The following is a 16,402-nucleotide window of genomic DNA, read 5'->3' as shown; positions in this document are numbered from 1 at the left end:
TTCCTTTGAATTCGGACAACATTCTAGTCATCTTGTTTCACCGAGATACCATTAACACCACGTAGTGATAACTCAGCCCTTAAGAAATGAGCAAGATGCGATATAACTCACTTTTGCGATTTGAATAGCAATCAGAGGGGGCGTAGAAGCAACAAAAAAGCAGAACCGAAGTTCTGCTTTTAGAAGATGAAAACATGTCACTTATGCGGACTGATGTAGCTCGTATTTATGCAACATCGCTTGTTGATGCCCCGCAATTTCCGCCACTTGCTCAGAACTCTCAACCATAGACTCAAGCTGCAGCTTTGTACGTTCGCCAAGATCAGAAATATGGGTAATGGATTGAGATACATCTGCCGTCGCACGTTCTTGCTCTTCCGTGGCAACTGAGATTTGCTCAACACGCTCTTGAATGTGCTTAACCGCGAGGTTGATATCAGAGAATGTCGATTTCACTTCATTGCTGGACTGCAGTGCGTGGGCCATTTCTTCTCTTGAATCATTGACTGCTTGGCGCGAACGCTCTGCGGCAGTAATAAGCTCGCTCATCATTGCTCGGATGTTCGTTGTTTGTTGAGAAGTATCACTTGCTAGTTTGCGGACTTCATCCGCGACAACTGCAAACCCACGCCCTTGTTCACCAGCTCGAGCGGCTTCTATTGCTGCGTTGAGAGCAAGCAAGTTTGTGTTGTCAGCAATACCACTGATCATATCGACCATTTCACGAATCTGCTTAACACGTTGGTCTAGCTCTAACATAGATTGCTCATTCATATCCAAAGAGCGTTCAAGTGATTCCAAACGTTCACGGTTTTGTTCCACAACTTGAACGCCTTTTTCAGTGTGCTTGGTAGCAAGCATCGAGTCCTGTGACGAGGCATTTGTCACTGTTGCTATTTCACGAATGGAGGCTTCAAGTTGCGTAATGGTCGTGATCATGCTCGCCAACGCTTCATTTTGTGTCGTCAACCCATCGCTCGTTTGTTCAGCTGCACTGTGGCTTACTTCGGCTGTCTGATAAAGCGTCTCACAGTTACGTGTAACTGTTTGGATAGAGTTGTTTGTTGAATCAATCACTTGGTTTAGTTTTCGTGCCACTTCTTTTAGTTCATAAGGACCAACCTCTTGTGCATTGTCACGGAAGTCATGCTCGGTAAGTGCAGAAAGACGCGTTAGTACATTCCTTAACCCTCGGTTTGTCCATGACTTCAGACTGAACCAAGTGATCAGAATAATGAAAGAAATCACACACGCTGCAAAAACGATCATAACACTCACTGACTGAATAGTGTCATTGACCACACTCTCTTTATCCGCAATCAACTCACCAGCAGCTTGTGATATTTGATCAAGCAACCGCATGGTTTCATCCGCAAGAATCGAAGCCTGTTTAAACTCTGAACGTTGCAGTTCCCCTTGTTCTAGTTTGGCGAGGATCAAACGCAGCACGCCCTTTTCACTAAAGCCTTGCTTCACCATCTCGTACGGTGCCGTTAGGCTTGCGTATTCGCTTACTTCTGGATGTAAAGACTGGAAATCTTCATAGGCGAGATTAATACCTGCAATACGGTTACGCATTTCTCGGTATTCTTTTTCGGCTTTGCTCAGCTCAGAATGCATCATCATTACTAAGAACGTGCTTTCCATTGAGCTCGCTGAGGCAATAAATCGGTTGGCGGCATCACTCGATTCAGGATTTTCGGCACTAAGAAACGAGCTAATTCGATTCATTTCCGGGCCGATAGAGCTGAGTCCATAGCGGAACCCGCCAACTCCTGCATCAATATCCATTTGAATTTTTATCACTGAAGATTGCTTCAGTAAAATGGACTGCGTGATGTTATGTAAACGCGCTAAATTTGTATCTAACTCCTCAGAGAGTTGCTCAGCAACACCAGAAGCTTCTCCAACCAAACTTTTACTTTGAGTCGCAAGTGAATCGATTTGCTCTTTTATTAGAGGCAACTCTTTTGGCTCAGTAATTTGCATACCATGGTTGAGTAGCTTAACCATCTCCAATACATTCCTGGTTAACTTTGCGTTCGCCATCGCGATTGGTAACGCTTTTTGCGACAAGTCTTCAAATTGCTCTCCTACCTGTTCCATTCCTTTGAAACTTGAGACAGAAAGGGCTATAACAAGAGCTATGATAGTTAAAAATGTTGCACTAACAGCCTGAATCAGTGAAAGTGATGTGCGTGAGCGTTTTCGCTTTGCCATAATCAATTTTTATTCTTTCTTAAGGTTGAATCGGTTTTGCAGTGATTCCGTCACATTTGTGAGACAAAACCGTGATTTGCAGCCCATACTATGGATTGGTTATGACACTAATATTTCAGTTGTGAGTCGTAGAGATGACAGGTGGTGATTTGCGTCGAGTATATTTTCCTTTGATAATCAGTGTGCTACTAAGCGCCTGCTCTTCTGGGCCTGAACCTAGCGAGCAAGTGCAAGTGACAACACCTACAAATCAGTTATTGGACAATAACCCTGATTTGTTCCAGTTTTATACAGAATGGCATGGCACACCTTATCGCTTAGGCGGCACACAAAAATCTGGTATTGATTGCTCGGCATTTGTGCAAAAAGCCTTTGTCGAGGCTTATCAGCTATCGTTACCCAGGACAACGAGACAACAATCGAAACAAGGTGTGGAATTAAATTGGACGGACGCCAAACAAGGAGATTTGGTGTTTTTTAAGACAAGACGGACGACCTATCATGTAGGGATTTACTTGGGTAACAAGCAGTTCATGCATGCGTCAACGTCTAAAGGTGTGATCATTTCAAGAATCGACAACCCATACTGGGCATCTAAGTTTTGGCAAGTAAGAAGAGTTACAATGTAACTCTTCTTACTTTTAGAATTGGAGATGACTGGTATCAAACAATATCAATCGTAAGTAGCAACGGCAGTATCGAATAGGTTTTTAACCAAAGCGATGTATTCATCAAGGAACGTGATCTGTTCATTAGTCGCTTTTTTATGCCATACACCAGCCAATATCTCACCAAGATCTTCAACAACCGCATCCGCTTCTTTTAGTAATTTGAAGCGTACGCTTGAGTGAAGCTCTGGGTTTTGCTCAAAGATCGCCATGATGTTTGAAGCCACCATATCGGTGACGACATCTTCGATGCTTTCGGATCCAGTGTCGCCAATTTCAGTCGTGAAAATATCTAGATTTAGCGACAAGTGCTCGATAAGAGCGAGATATCCATCGGTTTCTAAAACCACTGTTTTTCTCCGTTTATTGCAAGCCTTCGAAGCTGAAAGCGGAATAGTTTCAATAGTAAGACATGCCGAGAAAATTTCATTAACTTATTTCATATTAACAAACATTCACGAACCAACTGGATGTTTTTCAAACAATTGCGCTTTGCCTCACTGCGTTCGGATACAGGGTTTCTTCAAACCTTTTTGTATTTCAGTCATTTTCATGCAAACAAGTTTGGTTACGACCGTTTTCTTTTGCACGATACAACGCAGCATCGGCACTCTTTAACCATTGAGTGTGAGTTTCAAAATAAGGTTTATACTCGCAAACACCAATACTTATCGTGTAATTAATCAAAAAATCTTCCACTTTCACGATCTCTTGCTCAATTCTTTTACGTAAACGCTCCGCGAAATAGCAAGCTTGTTCTTGATTCGTATGAGGAAGCAATACCGTAAACTCTTCTCCGCCAAAACGACCGCACACATCACTGCTTCTTGCTGTCTTTCTTAATAACGAAGAAGTACGACGAATGACTTCATCTCCCGTCGGGTGACCATAGGTATCATTCACTTTTTTAAAGTGGTCGATATCAAATATTACTAACGAGCATGGTCCGTCGATAACTTTTAGGTGAGCAAACTCTTCTTTCAGCGATTGCTCCCAATAAGCACGATTAAATAAACCTGTTAAACCATCTTTGCGACTGATTTCAGACAAATGTTGATTTGTTTCTTTCAAATGAATGCGATTTCTTGCCGTTTCAGAGACATCATTCACTTGAATAGCAATGTGGCTGACCTCTCCTGAGAGCCCGATTAACGGGGTGATTACGATGTCTTGATACATGAAATCACTGCTGTTTGAAACCGGAGAAAAATTGTTGAATTTAAAAAGGTACGGTCGGTTTTCCCAGCTAGAGAAGGAACGAGTTTCCAGATCGGCGGCGGTTTTTATCTTGGTTTCTAGCCAAGTTTTTGGCAGCTCTTCAAAATGATCAAATAAACATTGGCCAAGGATTTCTTGTGACAGAACGCCACTGTATGACTGCATAAAACTGTTCCACACACAGACCTTATACTCTTGATCCAACACGATAAGCCCTGAATCCATCGTATCGAGAATTTGTGTGACCCAATGAAAGTCTGCTATGTCCAGCGTAATATCGGACATTAGATTAGCTCCATGATTTCATAAATAATTTCTACGGATGGTTTATCAATTAAAAACAGTACCTCACACTCAAAATCGAGCGCTTCTGCCATGTAGGTGTATTCGATAGTAAACAGCTCACCTAATTCACCCTGCTCTTCACAGTAAGGCGTTAACGTATCCACAATGCCTGGCTGACGAAGTGAGAATTGCTTGTCGAGCTGATCCCCTAACGATGTGAGAAATGACGAAACCAGTAAGTTCGAGATATTCAAAATGATTTCATTATGAGGTGTAAACTCAAGCAGGTAGCCTAACTTCTCGCCAATTTGATTGATGTCTCTACCACGCAAACACACCAGAGCTTCACCATGAATACCGCCACCAACAAACCTCTGCGCAACCGCGACGGAGCCATCACGCCCAACAACGTCGACAAGCGTCATATGAAGTTCGCCGTAGGATAACGGACCAACATGTGGAACAGGAAGTTGGATGAACTCGTGTAAGTGGTCTGCCATAATCGCAGCCCCTTTACCAAGTGCAATGTTTGCAATCTCGCGGAATTTGGCTAGTGAGGAGAACTCCTCGCAAATCTGGCTTTTAGGATCAATCGAATGGCTAGGCTTGAACGCATAGTGCAGCCCCAATTGTTCATAGAGCGGTATCACCTGCTCTTCTGTCAGAGGCTTAGCGATAAAAGCTTGAGCACCTAGCTCTATGCAGCGCTGTTTTGCCTCTTGTTGAACATCTCCAGAAATAATGACGATTTTAGTCTGGTAGTGACTAACAGGTAATGACTCGAGGACTTCAAAACCGTCCATGATCGGCATCGTTAAATCGAGAAACAAAATATCGATATTTTGCTCCGCAAGAATATTTAGCGCCTCATACCCATCTTGAGCTTCGATCAGGTGCAATGATGTATCTTGTACGATGGAGCGCGCAATGAGCTTTCTTGCAACCGCTGAGTCATCACATATCAGTATTTTCATGTCACCAATGGAACTAACGTCAAAAAAATAATAATACCTGTTGTATACGTTCATCTCCATATGCTATGCCGACAAATCAGAGGCTTATAAGCGATTTGATTCACATTTATACAAATTGACTACACTGAGAGGAAGGTTTCTTTACGAAGTATGCTCAACGTAGCGCCAACACCTTGCTTTTTATCCTAAACTGTTGGTGGTCAAATAGATTCGCGAGGTTTTGTATGTGGCAAGCAATATCGCAACAGCTTTCTGATACTTTATTATTCGAGTACCAGATCACGGAAAAAGTAAGACTGTCTGGTGGGGATATCAGTGAAAGCTACATGATCAATGACGGCGAACAGCGCTATTTCGTGAAAATTAACGATCGCGAGTTTTTGTCTAAGTTTGAAGTTGAGGCAGAAAGTCTGCATCTTTTGCGTGAGACATCTACCCTATTTGTTCCAGAGGTTGTGTTGGTTGGTAAAACCAAAAACGCCTCATTCCTAATTCTTAACTACCTTCCAACAAAGCCATTAGAAGATGGCCCAAACAGCTTTAAATTAGGACAGCAATTAGCTCACCTTCATCAATGGGGCGAGCAAAAGGAATTTGGTTTTGATACGGATAACTATCTCGGGTCCACTCTACAACCCAATAAGTGGCACAAGAAGTGGTGTGTCTTCTTTGCTGAACAACGCATAGGATGGCAATTACAGCTCCTTAAAGAAAAAGGCGTCACTTTAGTTGATATCGACGACTTTATAGATGTCGTAAAACAACTGCTAGCAAACCATGCTCCAGAGCCTTCCTTGCTGCATGGCGATTTATGGAATGGGAATGCAGCTCTCACGGCATGTGGCCCTATCTGTTACGATCCCGCCTGCTACTGGGGTGACAGGGAGTGTGATATTGCGATGACTGAGCTGTTTGGTGGATTTCAGCCGGAATTTTATCAAGGTTATGAATCTGTTATGCCACTTTCTGCTGGTTATCAAGAGCGTAAAGATATCTATAACCTTTACCATGTTCTCAACCATTGCAATTTATTTGGCGGCCATTACTTGGAGCAGGCTCAACAAGTTATTAATAAAATTATTTCTTATTAATTTGGAAGCCACTGCATATTTCAAGATGTAAAACCTCGAGGCACATCACTACAGAAAATGACCCTAAGCTCAAGGTTGAGTTTGGGGTCAAGTTTTATACTTATTTCGACTCAATTAGCAACAACTCCACCTAATATCAAAGGAGACTTAACTTTGGATTGTGCCTATTTTCCTTGTAGGCAAAGTAAGTGAAGGGCTGTACTTCCTTAAAGAATAGAGTGTTTAAAAGCCCTGCGATATTAGGAGTTGTTGTATGAAAAATTATACCGAAAGGCATGTCAAATGCCCCCATTGTGGACATTCAATCGGCATTACACTAGATGCAAGTAATGGTGACCAAGAGTTTTATGATGATTGTCCAGCTTGTTGCCATGCCATTCACTTAAATATGCGAGTAGATGAGCTGCAAGATAAAGTCGAACTGTTTATCGATGACAATTACGAATAACAACTCGAGCATGTAAGCGTTGGAAACACAAAATCACTTGAATTAAAAAGGAGCGCTTGGCTCCTTTTTATCATTCTAAAGCTGTTTTGCTGCGAGAACTCGCTCAACAGTATCAACTATGGCTTGAGTCTGAGGGTCAAACTCAATATTAACGCGGTCCCCTACTTGTCTTACTCCAAAGAGTGTTCGTTGCAAGGTTTCTGGAATTAGGTGTACTGAAAAACGACACGCTTCAACCTCACCAATCGTCAAAGAACAACCATCCAAGCCGATATAACCTTTCGCTAATACATATTTCATTGATTCTTGCGGCAGTTGGAACCAAATCGTGCGGTTATTAGGCGTATCGATGATCTCGACAATATCAGCCATCAAACTAATATGGCCAGACATGCTGTGTCCGCCAATTTCATCACCAAACTTGGCAGCTCGCTCAATGTTTACGCTGTCACCTTCAACTAGCTCGCCTAAGTTGGTGAGAGCCAATGTCGCTTGCATTAAATCAAAGCTGATAAGGTTGCCATTAATTTTGGTCACGGTCAGGCAGCAGCCATTGTGAGCGACAGATGCACCTATTTCTAATCCTTTACAAAGCTCTTCGCTTAACTCGACAACATGCGTTTGAAAGCGTTCTTTTTTATCAATTTTAACGACCTTCGCCGTACCCTGAACTATTCCTGTAAACATTCTTTTTACCTATTGATTTCATACAAGCTGCAATCGATGACAGAGCCTTAAGCACAGCACTGTGTATCGAGATAAAACCTGTAGATTATAGAGCAACGACCTATTGAAAAATGGAGCCTTGTTCTCATACATGCTTCTAACATTAACATGATTTATTACAGCTCTCAGTATTAGCGTATCCTGAGCTTAGCGAGCATTAAGTTAGTGTTATCCACTATTCGCAACCTAACTATGGAATATAAACATACAATTGTTTATCATTTGCGCGGAGTTTCTCCGAGGCATTTTTTCACCTTATCGTGACTAAAATCAACCATCAGATCAGTTCACCACATCTTTTGTCCTCGAGCGCTCTCATTCTTTCAACTTATTGTTCCGCTCTGGAGTGTTTTTCGTGCATCGCTATAAAGAAGAAGCATCAAGTCTCATCAAATTGGCGACCCCGGTATTGATCGCATCTGTTGCTCAAACTGGTATGGGGTTTGTTGATACCGTTATGGCCGGAGGCGTTAGTGCCACCGACATGGCTGCGGTTTCTGTCGCTTCAAGTATTTGGCTTCCATCCATTTTATTTGGTGTGGGTTTGTTAATGGCGTTAGTCCCTGTTGTCGCACAGTTAAATGGCTCTGGTCGTCGAGTAAAAATCCCGTTTGAAATTCAACAAGGCGTCGTTTTGGCATTGTTGATCAGTGTGCCGATTATTGCAGTGCTGCTTCAAACCCAATTTATTCTCGGATTTATGGATGTTGAAACGCTGATGGCAGAAAAAACAGTGGGGTACATTCATGCTGTTATCTTAGCAGTCCCTGCCTTCTTGCTTTTTCAAACGCTTAGAAGCTTTACGGATGGTATGTCATTGACGAAACCAGCAATGGTCATTGGCTTTATCGGTTTACTGCTCAACATTCCCCTAAACTGGATTTTCGTGTATGGCAAGTTTGGAGCACCTGAATTAGGCGGTATTGGCTGTGGTGTCGCAACCACGATTGTTTACTGGGTCATGTTTGCCCTACTATTGCTTTATGTAATGACATCAGATCGACTTAAAAGCATCAACTTATTTGGTGAATGGCATCGACCACAATGGAAAGCGCAAGTTCGTCTGTTCAGGCTCGGCTTTCCTGTTGCAGCAGCGCTGTTTTTTGAAGTGACACTATTTGCTGTCGTTGCACTATTGGTCTCACCACTAGGACCAATCATCGTTGCTGCGCATCAGGTTGCGATTAACTTCTCGTCGCTAGTATTTATGCTTCCAATGAGTATCGGTGCGGCAGTGAGTATTCGTGTCGGACACCGACTTGGCGAAGAAAACGTTGATGGCGCTCGCGTTGCTTCACGAGTGGGCATCATGGTTGGTCTAGGTCTATCTGTTCTTACAGCGATATTAACCGTATTGTCTCGTGAATGGATCGCCGAACTTTACACTAGCAACCCAGAGGTCATCACTCTAGCGATGCAACTGCTCGTATTTGCTGCTGTTTATCAATGTACGGACGCAGTTCAGGTAATCGCGGCAGGTGCACTGCGTGGCTATAAAGATATGCGAGCCATCTTCAACCGTACTTTTATCGCCTACTGGATTCTTGGTTTACCAATGGGTTACGTCCTTGGCCGCACAGACTGGATCGTCGAGCCAATGGGAGCGCAAGGTTTCTGGCTAGGCTTTATCATCGGCCTTTCTTCTGCCGCACTTATGTTAGGGGTAAGAATGCGCTGGATGCACCGCCAAGAACCAGAGGTGCAATTGAACTTTTCAGTTCAGTGATAATAAGAAAAAGCCAGCGCACGCTGGCTTTTTTGATCGAATAATAACGCTGTTGAGTATACTTATAGCAAGCTTGTGAGCCAGTTCAGCCTGCTCTTTTGGTGACGAATACGAAGTTATAAAAAGGATATTTGTGCGGTCTATTTTATTGTTCTTAGTCTTGTTTCTTAACGGTTGCGATAACTGGTTCAACCCAGAAAACGCCATGTTTGACAAGTATCACCAACGTGTCGCCAATGTGTTGGACGCTCCTACTCTTCCAATAGAATCGCAATCTACGGTGACCATACCTGCAAAACGTGACTTATTCGAGCCACTTCCAAGGCTATCGATTGGTTTACTAGAAAGCTACCAATTACGCCAGTGTGGATTATTCAATCTACTTGCCGAGAAAAACTCGCAACTTGGTAAGGTGCAGGATGCATTTCATGATTTTGATTACCAAACTTCACTGTTACGAGCCATGAATCGATGTCTATCCGAATTTCAGCTCAGCGATGAAGAACGTACTACATTAACAGAGCTTTATTCGACTAAGTGGCAACATTTAGGTACTCATCTTGACAACTTGCTACTCGCGAGTGATGCAATGCAAAAGCAGCTAACGGCGTCGGATTGGCTATCTCAAGAAACACCAAATGATGTTGCACGTATTAACGACGTCTATCGTCTTTTCAGTGAAATGTACGGCTTGCCTCATCGCGCCATTTCACGTCTGCCCGATATTGAGATTGTGCAATATCAAGAAGAGCTAGAGAAATCTCGTTTAATCGGACGGCTTTACTATTCGATGATAAACGCTTCTCACTGGCTAAAAGCTACGACTCAGTTACTTGAACAACATCAGAATAATGTGTTGTGCGGGCCAAACCGAAACGTGACCCAGTTCCGCTACCTAAGAAATGTCTTTCAATCCATTTATGTTGAAGAAGTGCAACCTTACTTAGCCTATTTAGACAGTACCTATCAGCAACTTCATGATGGCGCCACCTTGATAGAAAAGCGTATGCAACTTCATGGTCATCAATATGGTATAAAAGAGGCACACAAAACCTTTAGACAAGAAACCCTAAACCACGTTCAGTTTTGGCAGGCTCTCTTCAAGCGATGCGGCGTAACCGTTGGTAAATAGTAAGTACAGAGCGTTCTATTCCTTCAGCCTCTCACGCAAGAATCGGGCAAAACGTGGCTTACCGGTATGAGTAAAACCGTTGTACCTGAACGTGATGGTTGAACCTATTTTCGGAGGCTGACGACGCACTTCATCGGTAAACCCACTACCAATGTAAAACTCTGTACCATCTGGTAAGCGAACTAACATCGCCCCCATCATACCCAATAAACGCCCCGTGCCTGGCTTATAGCCCACGACTAGCGCTTCATCATCCGCGTATCGTTTCAGTTTAAGTAAATCACTACCACGTCCAGCTTGATAACGGCTTGATACCTTACGTAGCATCACCCCTTCACCATCGGATATTGAAATCTTATCCAATTGCGCAAACAGGTGAGCTTCATTTTGGATCGCTCGGTGTTCGACATATTTGATATGAGCTTGGTCTACTTCGAGCACTAAGTCTTTGATGTTGTAATAACGCTTCCGGTAATCACCAGCAGAATACGGCATATCAAAGATCATAAAATCAATGTTTCGCCAAGCTGACTCCACAGGCGTTTTATCCAAAACCGTTTGTTGTACGAGATGGAAATTGCCTCGTCCCGCCCATAGCTCACCATCTAACGGATAGTCAGGTAGTGAATCTATAAACCAATCTGGAGCGTAGATTCGGTTACCATTTCTCGTCACGAGATGTTGTCCTGTCCAATAGGCGCGAATGCCGTCGAGTTTTTCGCTATACCAGTATTCAGATACATCGATACCATCTTGATAGCTTTGCGCAAGAGAAACTGGAGGCGTGAGAGAAGTATCAGCTTGAAGCTGTGAAGACGCTGTCATAACAGCCAGCGCGATTAATGTCATTTTTAATGGCATAAGAAGACCTTGTACAAAAAAGCGCCTTTATTGAACCGTAACTCCTCTCGATGACCTATTTGTTACTAGTCATTCTTCGACTCAGAACAATCAACTTAAGTAATGATTTGCAAGGACAATCATAAACTTTAGACAGATTTTGCATTTAATATTTACACATTGTTCACAATAGGATGAGTGAGTCTCAAATCAAGTCGCAACCTAATCTCGATGAGACTCTTGCTTTAGCACTCGATATTAATTCGACACCTCTCCTGAACAAGCCGTCTATCTATGCGTTTTTGATTCTCAAATTGAGAACCTATTCCTTCTCAATTTGAATGACATTATCAAAAAATCATAACCATTTGATTTTATTTGCATTTAAATTTGGCACGTTACCTGCTCTATATCCAAGTAGAGAAAACAAACGGAGATAGAGTCATGGAATTACGCAAACTAGAAATTAATCAAGACAAATTAGCCATTGAGTTTTTTGGTGACTTAGACGCAAGTGGCTGTCGACAAGCACAACATCACATTGATGAAGTAATTCACGACAATCATCACAAAGAAGTCGAAATTAACCTACAGCACGTCCAATTTCTTGATTCTTCAGGGATTGGTGCCATTGTTTACTTATATAAGCGTCTAGTTGAACGTGAAAGAAGCATGAGTATTGAAAACGTATCAGGCCAACCTTTAGAAATCATGAGCTTGCTTCGTATTAACCATGCTATTCCCGTTAACTCAAAAGGACACTAAAAATACCGGTTTAAACGGAGGTTGGCATGGTAAATCTTATACGACGATATGTAGTAAGCGGTCTTGTTGTCGGCATGTTTGGTTGTTCGTCGTTTGACTACCCAGACCACGGAAAAGGTGGCTTGGCGGAAAACTATCAAGATATTTCAATTGAAAATTATCAGTTTTCCCCAGTCATGCCCGATGAGCCGTTAGGTCCAGAGCATGGGTTGAGGTTTGATTGGCAACTCACCAAGCTACACCTAGACGCGTTGATTCAAGAAGGCGCACGCTGGTGCTTTCCTGCGGCAGTAGTGCAGGCGCTTGAGAAGCAAAACAGAATCGCACGTGAGTTAGAAGGCGGACTTCTACTCGATGCTGCTAACGACCTAGTGATTCAGCGTCGACGTTTAAACCAACTTGAACAGCAACTCGACTATGTATTAAGCCAAACCACTTGTACGCCACCCGATGATATTGAAGCATTGCGTAGCGATTTGAACGTCGTCGCTGAAATTTATGCACTCCTCAATATTGATAATCAATTTGCTGTCGATTCAGCAGAAATTAATCCAAAGTACATGGGACATTTGGCAGAAGCTGCCTACATTTTACGTGACCACCCTAACCTAACTCTCGTGGTGACTGGGCATGCCGATGTCACTGGCTCACCAGATTACAACCAGAAACTCGCTCAAGCGCGTGCAGAACAAGTGAAGCGTTACCTGACTGTATTTGGCATCACTTCAGAACGCGTAACCACCAAATCTGTGGGAGATAGCCTGCCGCTTTATGAAGGTGAAACACCTGCCGTGCGTTTAACCAATCGCCGCGTAAGCATCGAAGTTATTAGCCCTAATTCAGATAGCGATACCTCAGTAAATCGCAATCTATCTGCAGGAGGTACGCTATGAACACGATGAAACCATTTATCACCTTCGTTCTTTTGTGCTTGGTTGCTTGGGTACCTACTTCGTCAGCAGATGAAAACAATACTGTTAAGGTCGGCGATTTAATTCAGATTAACCTACCTGGAGAAGCATCTTTAAATAAAGGGTTTCAAGTCGATCGCCGTGGGCGTATTAACTTACCGGAAGTCGGCCCTGTATTTGTTGCTGGGTACAATGAACAACAGCTCCAAGACGTGATTATCGAAACGCTAAAAACCGTGTATCGTGACGTAAACAACGCTCGAGTCTTTATCAAACAACAACAGTTATTAGTGTCAGTCCAAGGCTACGTGGTCAAACCCGGGGAATATACCTTACCTTCGGGTTCCAACATTCAAATGTTTGTATACGAAGCTGGCGGCCTTCGCGCAGGTGCTCAGCTCGATAAAATGATCGTTAAACGCGGCGACAAAAACATCGAGTTTGACTACAAACGTTTCCTTGATACTGGTGATAATAGCCAGCTCCCGAAATTAGAATCGCTGGACGTACTGTTTGTTCCAGCATCTCCACTCGTTGGGAATATTGAGCAAGAATTTGATGCAGCAAAACTCGCGAACTCAGGCGATAGCGCAGACTCCGCTCGTGCCATCAAAGTCTTTGGTGAAGTGAATGCTCCCGGCTCATTCTCTTACAAACCGAACACCACGCTCGTTGATGTCGTGATGAGAGCTGGCGGCGTAACACGATATGCCAGTGTTGAGCAAATTCGCGTCATCACAAATAACAACCCAACCATGTTTAATCTAAAAAAGTATCTGGATACGGGTGATCAAAGCTTACTACCAGAAATCCTACCGGGTGCCACCATCTTTGTTCCAAAACAGGAAGAAGAAATCAAAGCGGGTGCAAATGTGGTTTATGTCATGGGTGAAGTTGCCCACCCTGGCGCGTATGAAGGAAAGCAAGACGCTAGCTTCATGGATATTCTCGCCAATGCAGGCGGGCCTACTCGCTATGCAGAATCTCGCCAAATTCGTGTCATAAAAGCCGATGGTAAGGTCATCAAATTCGACCTAACCGCGCATACCGAGGGGCTGTCTTCGGTTAGACCACCGAATGTCGGACCTGGAGACGCGATTTTCGTGCCTGAGAAAACCGATTTCAACGAGAAGTCATGGCTAAAAGTGGCGCCAAGTCGAGCGGTCGCTGTGATGGGAGAAGTCGTGCGCCCGGGACGTATTGAATGGTCAGACGAAATGGATTTAATTGATCTGCTTGCGCATGTTGGCGGCCCAACACGTAGAGCTGACACCACCAAAATTGAAGTCGCCAATAATGGTCAAATGACACAGTTCGATTTAGATCAATACATTTTAGATGGCTCACCAACATCGAATCTGCCCCGAGTTTCAGCTGGTACGGTAGTAAGAGTCCATGCATTACCTGACGATCCATCAGACAACAAATCGCAATGGGTAAGCCAGAGCTCTGATGCCTCGATATATGTTTTCGGTCAAATCAATGCACCAGGCCGCTATCGCTTTACCGAAGAAATGCACTTTCTGGATATTCTATCTGCCGCCGATGGACCAACAATGGATGCCGATATTCACAATATTCGTGTGACGCACCGTGGCCTAGGCTATGCCAAAGTGAGTAAATTGAATTTGTCGATGTACTTTGAAACGGGCGATGAGTCTATTCTGCCCCACGTTCGTCCCGGCGATACCATTTACATTCCGGAAAAAAACAAAAACTGGTTGGATCGCTCCAAAGAATCCACCGTACGTGTATTAGGTGAAGTAAGAGACCCTGGGCGCTATGTATTTAATGACAACATGACTGTACTTGACTTGCTGGCCGAAGCAGGAGGGCCGACAAACAATGCGTATCTTGAAAAAATCAGTGTGGTCAACATGTCTTGCTGTCAGGGCCAAGCTCGAACATTTGATTTGGTGAACTTTAGCAAAACCGCCAACATTTATGATTTACCAGTCATCCGTGCAGGCGACACTATTTACATTCCACATAAAGACGAAAGCTTTGCTGAAAAAGCGAGAGCCGGATTAAGAGATATTCTACAAATCACCACAACCATCGTGTTAATAGGAGCGTTGTAATGACTATTCCTGCCACTCACGCTGAGATTGAGCAAATTTATCTTCAGAGTGAACAGAAAGGCCACAAAACGATTTGTGTTGTGGGTTGTAAGTCTGAAGACGGCGTCACTTCCGTGGCTTCATCTCTAGCTGAGCGTCTGGTTTTAGCTGGACACAATACTTTGTATGTGGATCTTAACTTGTTCAAGCCCGCTTATCGCACTATTCACGAGTTTGATGATACAGAAAAAGTTGGCCACCTGATCACAAGAGAAAATACGCATCAAACCTTAGTCGGTCTCCCAGCTCCATCTCTCGCCAGCACTCAATTGGCGTACCGAGATCCGACAATGCTGAAGCGCAATATTGCAGAGTGGTTAACGCAATACGAGCGCGTCGTGATAGACACATCTCCACTTCTGAGTGTCAACCGAAGCAATATTGCCCCTCAAGTGATTGCGGGCGTATGTGATGCCACCTTATTAGTCGCACATTATGGCTCTACGACGGCAACCCAACTCGAACAAGCCAAAAAACTACTTGATGCTAGCGATGCGAATTTGATTGGTTCCGTGCTGAATATGAAGCATACACCTAGCCTGAAAGATGAGTTGATCCGCCAAGTTTCCAAGCTACGCTTTTTACCCAAAAAGTGGAAAGAAAAGATATCTCAACAAATTAAGAAAAGTGAACTGTTTATGTTTTAGGGAGCGCCAATATGACTGCAAATAACACACCGACTATCGAACAAGAATTGGTGGATGAACACATTCTCCAGCAAATGATCAAAGATACGTGCGCCGAAATCATCCCTACGCTGATTGAACATTATACTGAAGAGTCACGAGAGCGCATGGAGAAAATAGAGCAAGCATTAAGCGCGAAAGACCTCCAAACATTAGAGTTCGAAGTTCATACACTCGGCAGCTCTGCCCTTGCTTTAGGTAACCGAACGCTTTCCAGACAAGCAAGAATGATTGAGAAATATTGTGTGGAAGGGAAAACACTAGAAGCATTGGCTCTCTGTGAGTCTCTTTCCCAGCTGGCAAATGAATCGTTTGACGCGCTAGAAAAGCGAAAAGATCAGGGGTTCGAGTAACCGTTTCAATAATAAATTATCTTATGAATCATCGCACTTATTAAAGTGCGATGCCGATATCATCTAAGACATTTACAATTTAACTTAATCAATTAAAAAGTATGGATTTTTCGCAAATTTCCCACCTTGTGCTAATACTTAGATAACGCTTTTCTCAAATTGAGAATATTCAGCACTAGAGAGCACTAAGCCATATAACTCGCTCATCACGCCAAATACAAATAATAGTGCTGACAAAA

The 16,402-nt window shown here is 43.3% G+C and carries 16 protein-coding genes; 10 read left to right on the top strand and 6 right to left on the bottom strand.

Annotation, left to right across the window (positions count from 1 at the left end):
• Positions 1–201 precede the first annotated feature (201 nt).
• The gene (locus FKN08_RS04445; protein ID WP_170891426.1) at positions 202–2,220 is read right to left on the bottom strand and encodes a methyl-accepting chemotaxis protein; all 2,019 of its coding nucleotides are present in this window, start codon (positions 2,218–2,220) and stop codon (positions 202–204) included.
• A gap of 134 nt (positions 2,221–2,354) precedes the next feature.
• Here FKN08_RS04445 and FKN08_RS04440 point away from each other — a divergent pair, with 134 nt between their 5' ends.
• On the top strand, positions 2,355–2,849 hold the full coding sequence (locus tag FKN08_RS04440; protein WP_005396208.1) for an NlpC/P60 family protein: 495 nt from the start codon (positions 2,355–2,357) through the stop codon (positions 2,847–2,849).
• A 44-nt stretch (positions 2,850–2,893) separates the two neighbouring features.
• Here FKN08_RS04440 and FKN08_RS04435 read toward each other — a convergent pair whose 3' ends face one another.
• The 3 genes from FKN08_RS04435 to FKN08_RS04425 form a co-directional block, all read right to left on the bottom strand.
• Entirely contained in the window at positions 2,894–3,238 is a 345-nt protein-coding gene (locus tag FKN08_RS04435; RefSeq protein WP_005396212.1) for a DUF3802 family protein, read from the bottom strand.
• A 190-nt stretch (positions 3,239–3,428) separates the two neighbouring features.
• On the bottom strand, positions 3,429–4,391 hold the full coding sequence (locus FKN08_RS04430) for a diguanylate cyclase (RefSeq protein WP_005396213.1): 963 nt from the start codon (positions 4,389–4,391) through the stop codon (positions 3,429–3,431).
• Positions 4,391–5,365 carry a response regulator gene (locus FKN08_RS04425; protein ID WP_005396215.1) on the bottom strand — a complete coding sequence of 325 codons (975 nt, stop codon included), beginning with the start codon at positions 5,363–5,365 and terminating at the stop codon, positions 4,391–4,393. Before FKN08_RS04425 ends, FKN08_RS04430 begins: the two co-directional genes overlap by 1 nt.
• 224 nt (positions 5,366–5,589) lie before the next feature.
• Here FKN08_RS04425 and FKN08_RS04420 point away from each other — a divergent pair, with 224 nt between their 5' ends.
• Positions 5,590–6,456 (top strand): fructosamine kinase family protein, encoded by an 867-nt coding sequence (locus tag FKN08_RS04420; RefSeq protein WP_005396217.1) that lies wholly within the window; start codon positions 5,590–5,592, stop codon positions 6,454–6,456.
• Positions 6,457–6,709: 253 nt separating this feature from the next.
• Entirely contained in the window at positions 6,710–6,904 is a 195-nt protein-coding gene (locus FKN08_RS04415; RefSeq protein ID WP_005396219.1) for a CPXCG motif-containing cysteine-rich protein, read from the top strand.
• Between the two features lie 75 nt (positions 6,905–6,979).
• Here the strand turns inward: FKN08_RS04415 and FKN08_RS04410 are convergent, their stop codons facing one another.
• Positions 6,980–7,591: a riboflavin synthase subunit alpha gene (locus tag FKN08_RS04410; RefSeq protein ID WP_104974118.1), complete on the bottom strand. Its 612-nt coding sequence runs from the start codon at positions 7,589–7,591 to the stop codon at positions 6,980–6,982.
• Positions 7,592–7,985: 394 nt separating this feature from the next.
• On the opposite strand from FKN08_RS04410, the gene FKN08_RS04405 reads away from it, so the two are divergent.
• On the top strand, positions 7,986–9,356 hold the full coding sequence (locus FKN08_RS04405) for an MATE family efflux transporter (RefSeq protein WP_065646737.1): 1,371 nt from the start codon (positions 7,986–7,988) through the stop codon (positions 9,354–9,356).
• A gap of 133 nt (positions 9,357–9,489) precedes the next feature.
• Positions 9,490–10,488 carry a DUF3080 domain-containing protein gene (locus FKN08_RS04400; protein ID WP_170891425.1) on the top strand — a complete coding sequence of 333 codons (999 nt, stop codon included), beginning with the start codon at positions 9,490–9,492 and terminating at the stop codon, positions 10,486–10,488.
• A gap of 15 nt (positions 10,489–10,503) precedes the next feature.
• On the opposite strand, the gene FKN08_RS04395 is transcribed toward FKN08_RS04400, so the two are convergent.
• Complete coding sequence (locus FKN08_RS04395; protein WP_170891424.1) at positions 10,504–11,349, bottom strand: DNA ligase; 846 nt, start codon at positions 11,347–11,349, stop codon at positions 10,504–10,506.
• A gap of 423 nt (positions 11,350–11,772) precedes the next feature.
• Here FKN08_RS04395 and FKN08_RS04390 point away from each other — a divergent pair, with 423 nt between their 5' ends.
• From FKN08_RS04390 to FKN08_RS04370, 5 genes are read left to right on the top strand one after another with little or no spacing between them, the layout of a single operon-like run.
• Positions 11,773–12,093: an STAS domain-containing protein gene (locus FKN08_RS04390; RefSeq protein WP_005394270.1), complete on the top strand. Its 321-nt coding sequence runs from the start codon at positions 11,773–11,775 to the stop codon at positions 12,091–12,093.
• A 26-nt stretch (positions 12,094–12,119) separates the two neighbouring features.
• The gene (locus FKN08_RS04385; RefSeq protein ID WP_170891423.1) at positions 12,120–12,986 is read left to right on the top strand and encodes an OmpA family protein; all 867 of its coding nucleotides are present in this window, start codon (positions 12,120–12,122) and stop codon (positions 12,984–12,986) included.
• Positions 12,983–15,085 (top strand): SLBB domain-containing protein, encoded by a 2,103-nt coding sequence (locus FKN08_RS04380; protein ID WP_005394266.1) that lies wholly within the window; start codon positions 12,983–12,985, stop codon positions 15,083–15,085. Before FKN08_RS04385 ends, FKN08_RS04380 begins: the two co-directional genes overlap by 4 nt.
• Positions 15,085–15,771 carry an AAA family ATPase gene (locus FKN08_RS04375; protein ID WP_170891422.1) on the top strand — a complete coding sequence of 229 codons (687 nt, stop codon included), beginning with the start codon at positions 15,085–15,087 and terminating at the stop codon, positions 15,769–15,771. Before FKN08_RS04380 ends, FKN08_RS04375 begins: the two co-directional genes overlap by 1 nt.
• An 11-nt stretch (positions 15,772–15,782) precedes the next feature.
• Positions 15,783–16,163, top strand: a complete 381-nt coding sequence (locus FKN08_RS04370) for an Hpt domain-containing protein (protein WP_170891421.1) — start codon at positions 15,783–15,785, stop codon at positions 16,161–16,163.
• The last annotated feature ends 239 nt before the right edge of the window (positions 16,164–16,402 follow it).

Origin of the sequence: Vibrio sp. 1-2 (7-a) (genome assembly GCF_013048515.1) — a bacterium.
Taxonomy (GTDB): Bacteria; Pseudomonadota; Gammaproteobacteria; order Enterobacterales; family Vibrionaceae; genus Vibrio; species Vibrio diabolicus.
Note: the sequence above shows the minus strand (reverse complement) of the source record. Positions and strands in the feature narration are given on the sequence as shown.

What these genes read in the sequence shown, in the direction of transcription:
- FKN08_RS04445 (WP_170891426.1), bottom strand. Translation starts at nt 2,220, where the DNA reads ATGGCAAAGCGAAAACGCTCACGCACATCACTTTCACTGATTCAGGCT.
- FKN08_RS04440 (WP_005396208.1), top strand. Translation starts at nt 2,355, where the DNA reads ATGACAGGTGGTGATTTGCGTCGAGTATATTTTCCTTTGATAATCAGT.
- FKN08_RS04430 (WP_005396213.1), bottom strand. Translation starts at nt 4,391, where the DNA reads ATGTCCGATATTACGCTGGACATAGCAGACTTTCATTGGGTCACACAA.
- FKN08_RS04425 (WP_005396215.1), bottom strand. Translation starts at nt 5,365, where the DNA reads ATGAAAATACTGATATGTGATGACTCAGCGGTTGCAAGAAAGCTCATT.
- FKN08_RS04420 (WP_005396217.1), top strand. Translation starts at nt 5,590, where the DNA reads ATGTGGCAAGCAATATCGCAACAGCTTTCTGATACTTTATTATTCGAG.
- FKN08_RS04415 (WP_005396219.1), top strand. Translation starts at nt 6,710, where the DNA reads ATGAAAAATTATACCGAAAGGCATGTCAAATGCCCCCATTGTGGACAT.
- FKN08_RS04410 (WP_104974118.1), bottom strand. Translation starts at nt 7,591, where the DNA reads ATGTTTACAGGAATAGTTCAGGGTACGGCGAAGGTCGTTAAAATTGAT.
- FKN08_RS04395 (WP_170891424.1), bottom strand. Translation starts at nt 11,349, where the DNA reads ATGCCATTAAAAATGACATTAATCGCGCTGGCTGTTATGACAGCGTCT.
- FKN08_RS04390 (WP_005394270.1), top strand. Translation starts at nt 11,773, where the DNA reads ATGGAATTACGCAAACTAGAAATTAATCAAGACAAATTAGCCATTGAG.
- FKN08_RS04385 (WP_170891423.1), top strand. Translation starts at nt 12,120, where the DNA reads ATGGTAAATCTTATACGACGATATGTAGTAAGCGGTCTTGTTGTCGGC.
- FKN08_RS04380 (WP_005394266.1), top strand. Translation starts at nt 12,983, where the DNA reads ATGAACACGATGAAACCATTTATCACCTTCGTTCTTTTGTGCTTGGTT.
- FKN08_RS04375 (WP_170891422.1), top strand. Translation starts at nt 15,085, where the DNA reads ATGACTATTCCTGCCACTCACGCTGAGATTGAGCAAATTTATCTTCAG.
- FKN08_RS04370 (WP_170891421.1), top strand. Translation starts at nt 15,783, where the DNA reads ATGACTGCAAATAACACACCGACTATCGAACAAGAATTGGTGGATGAA.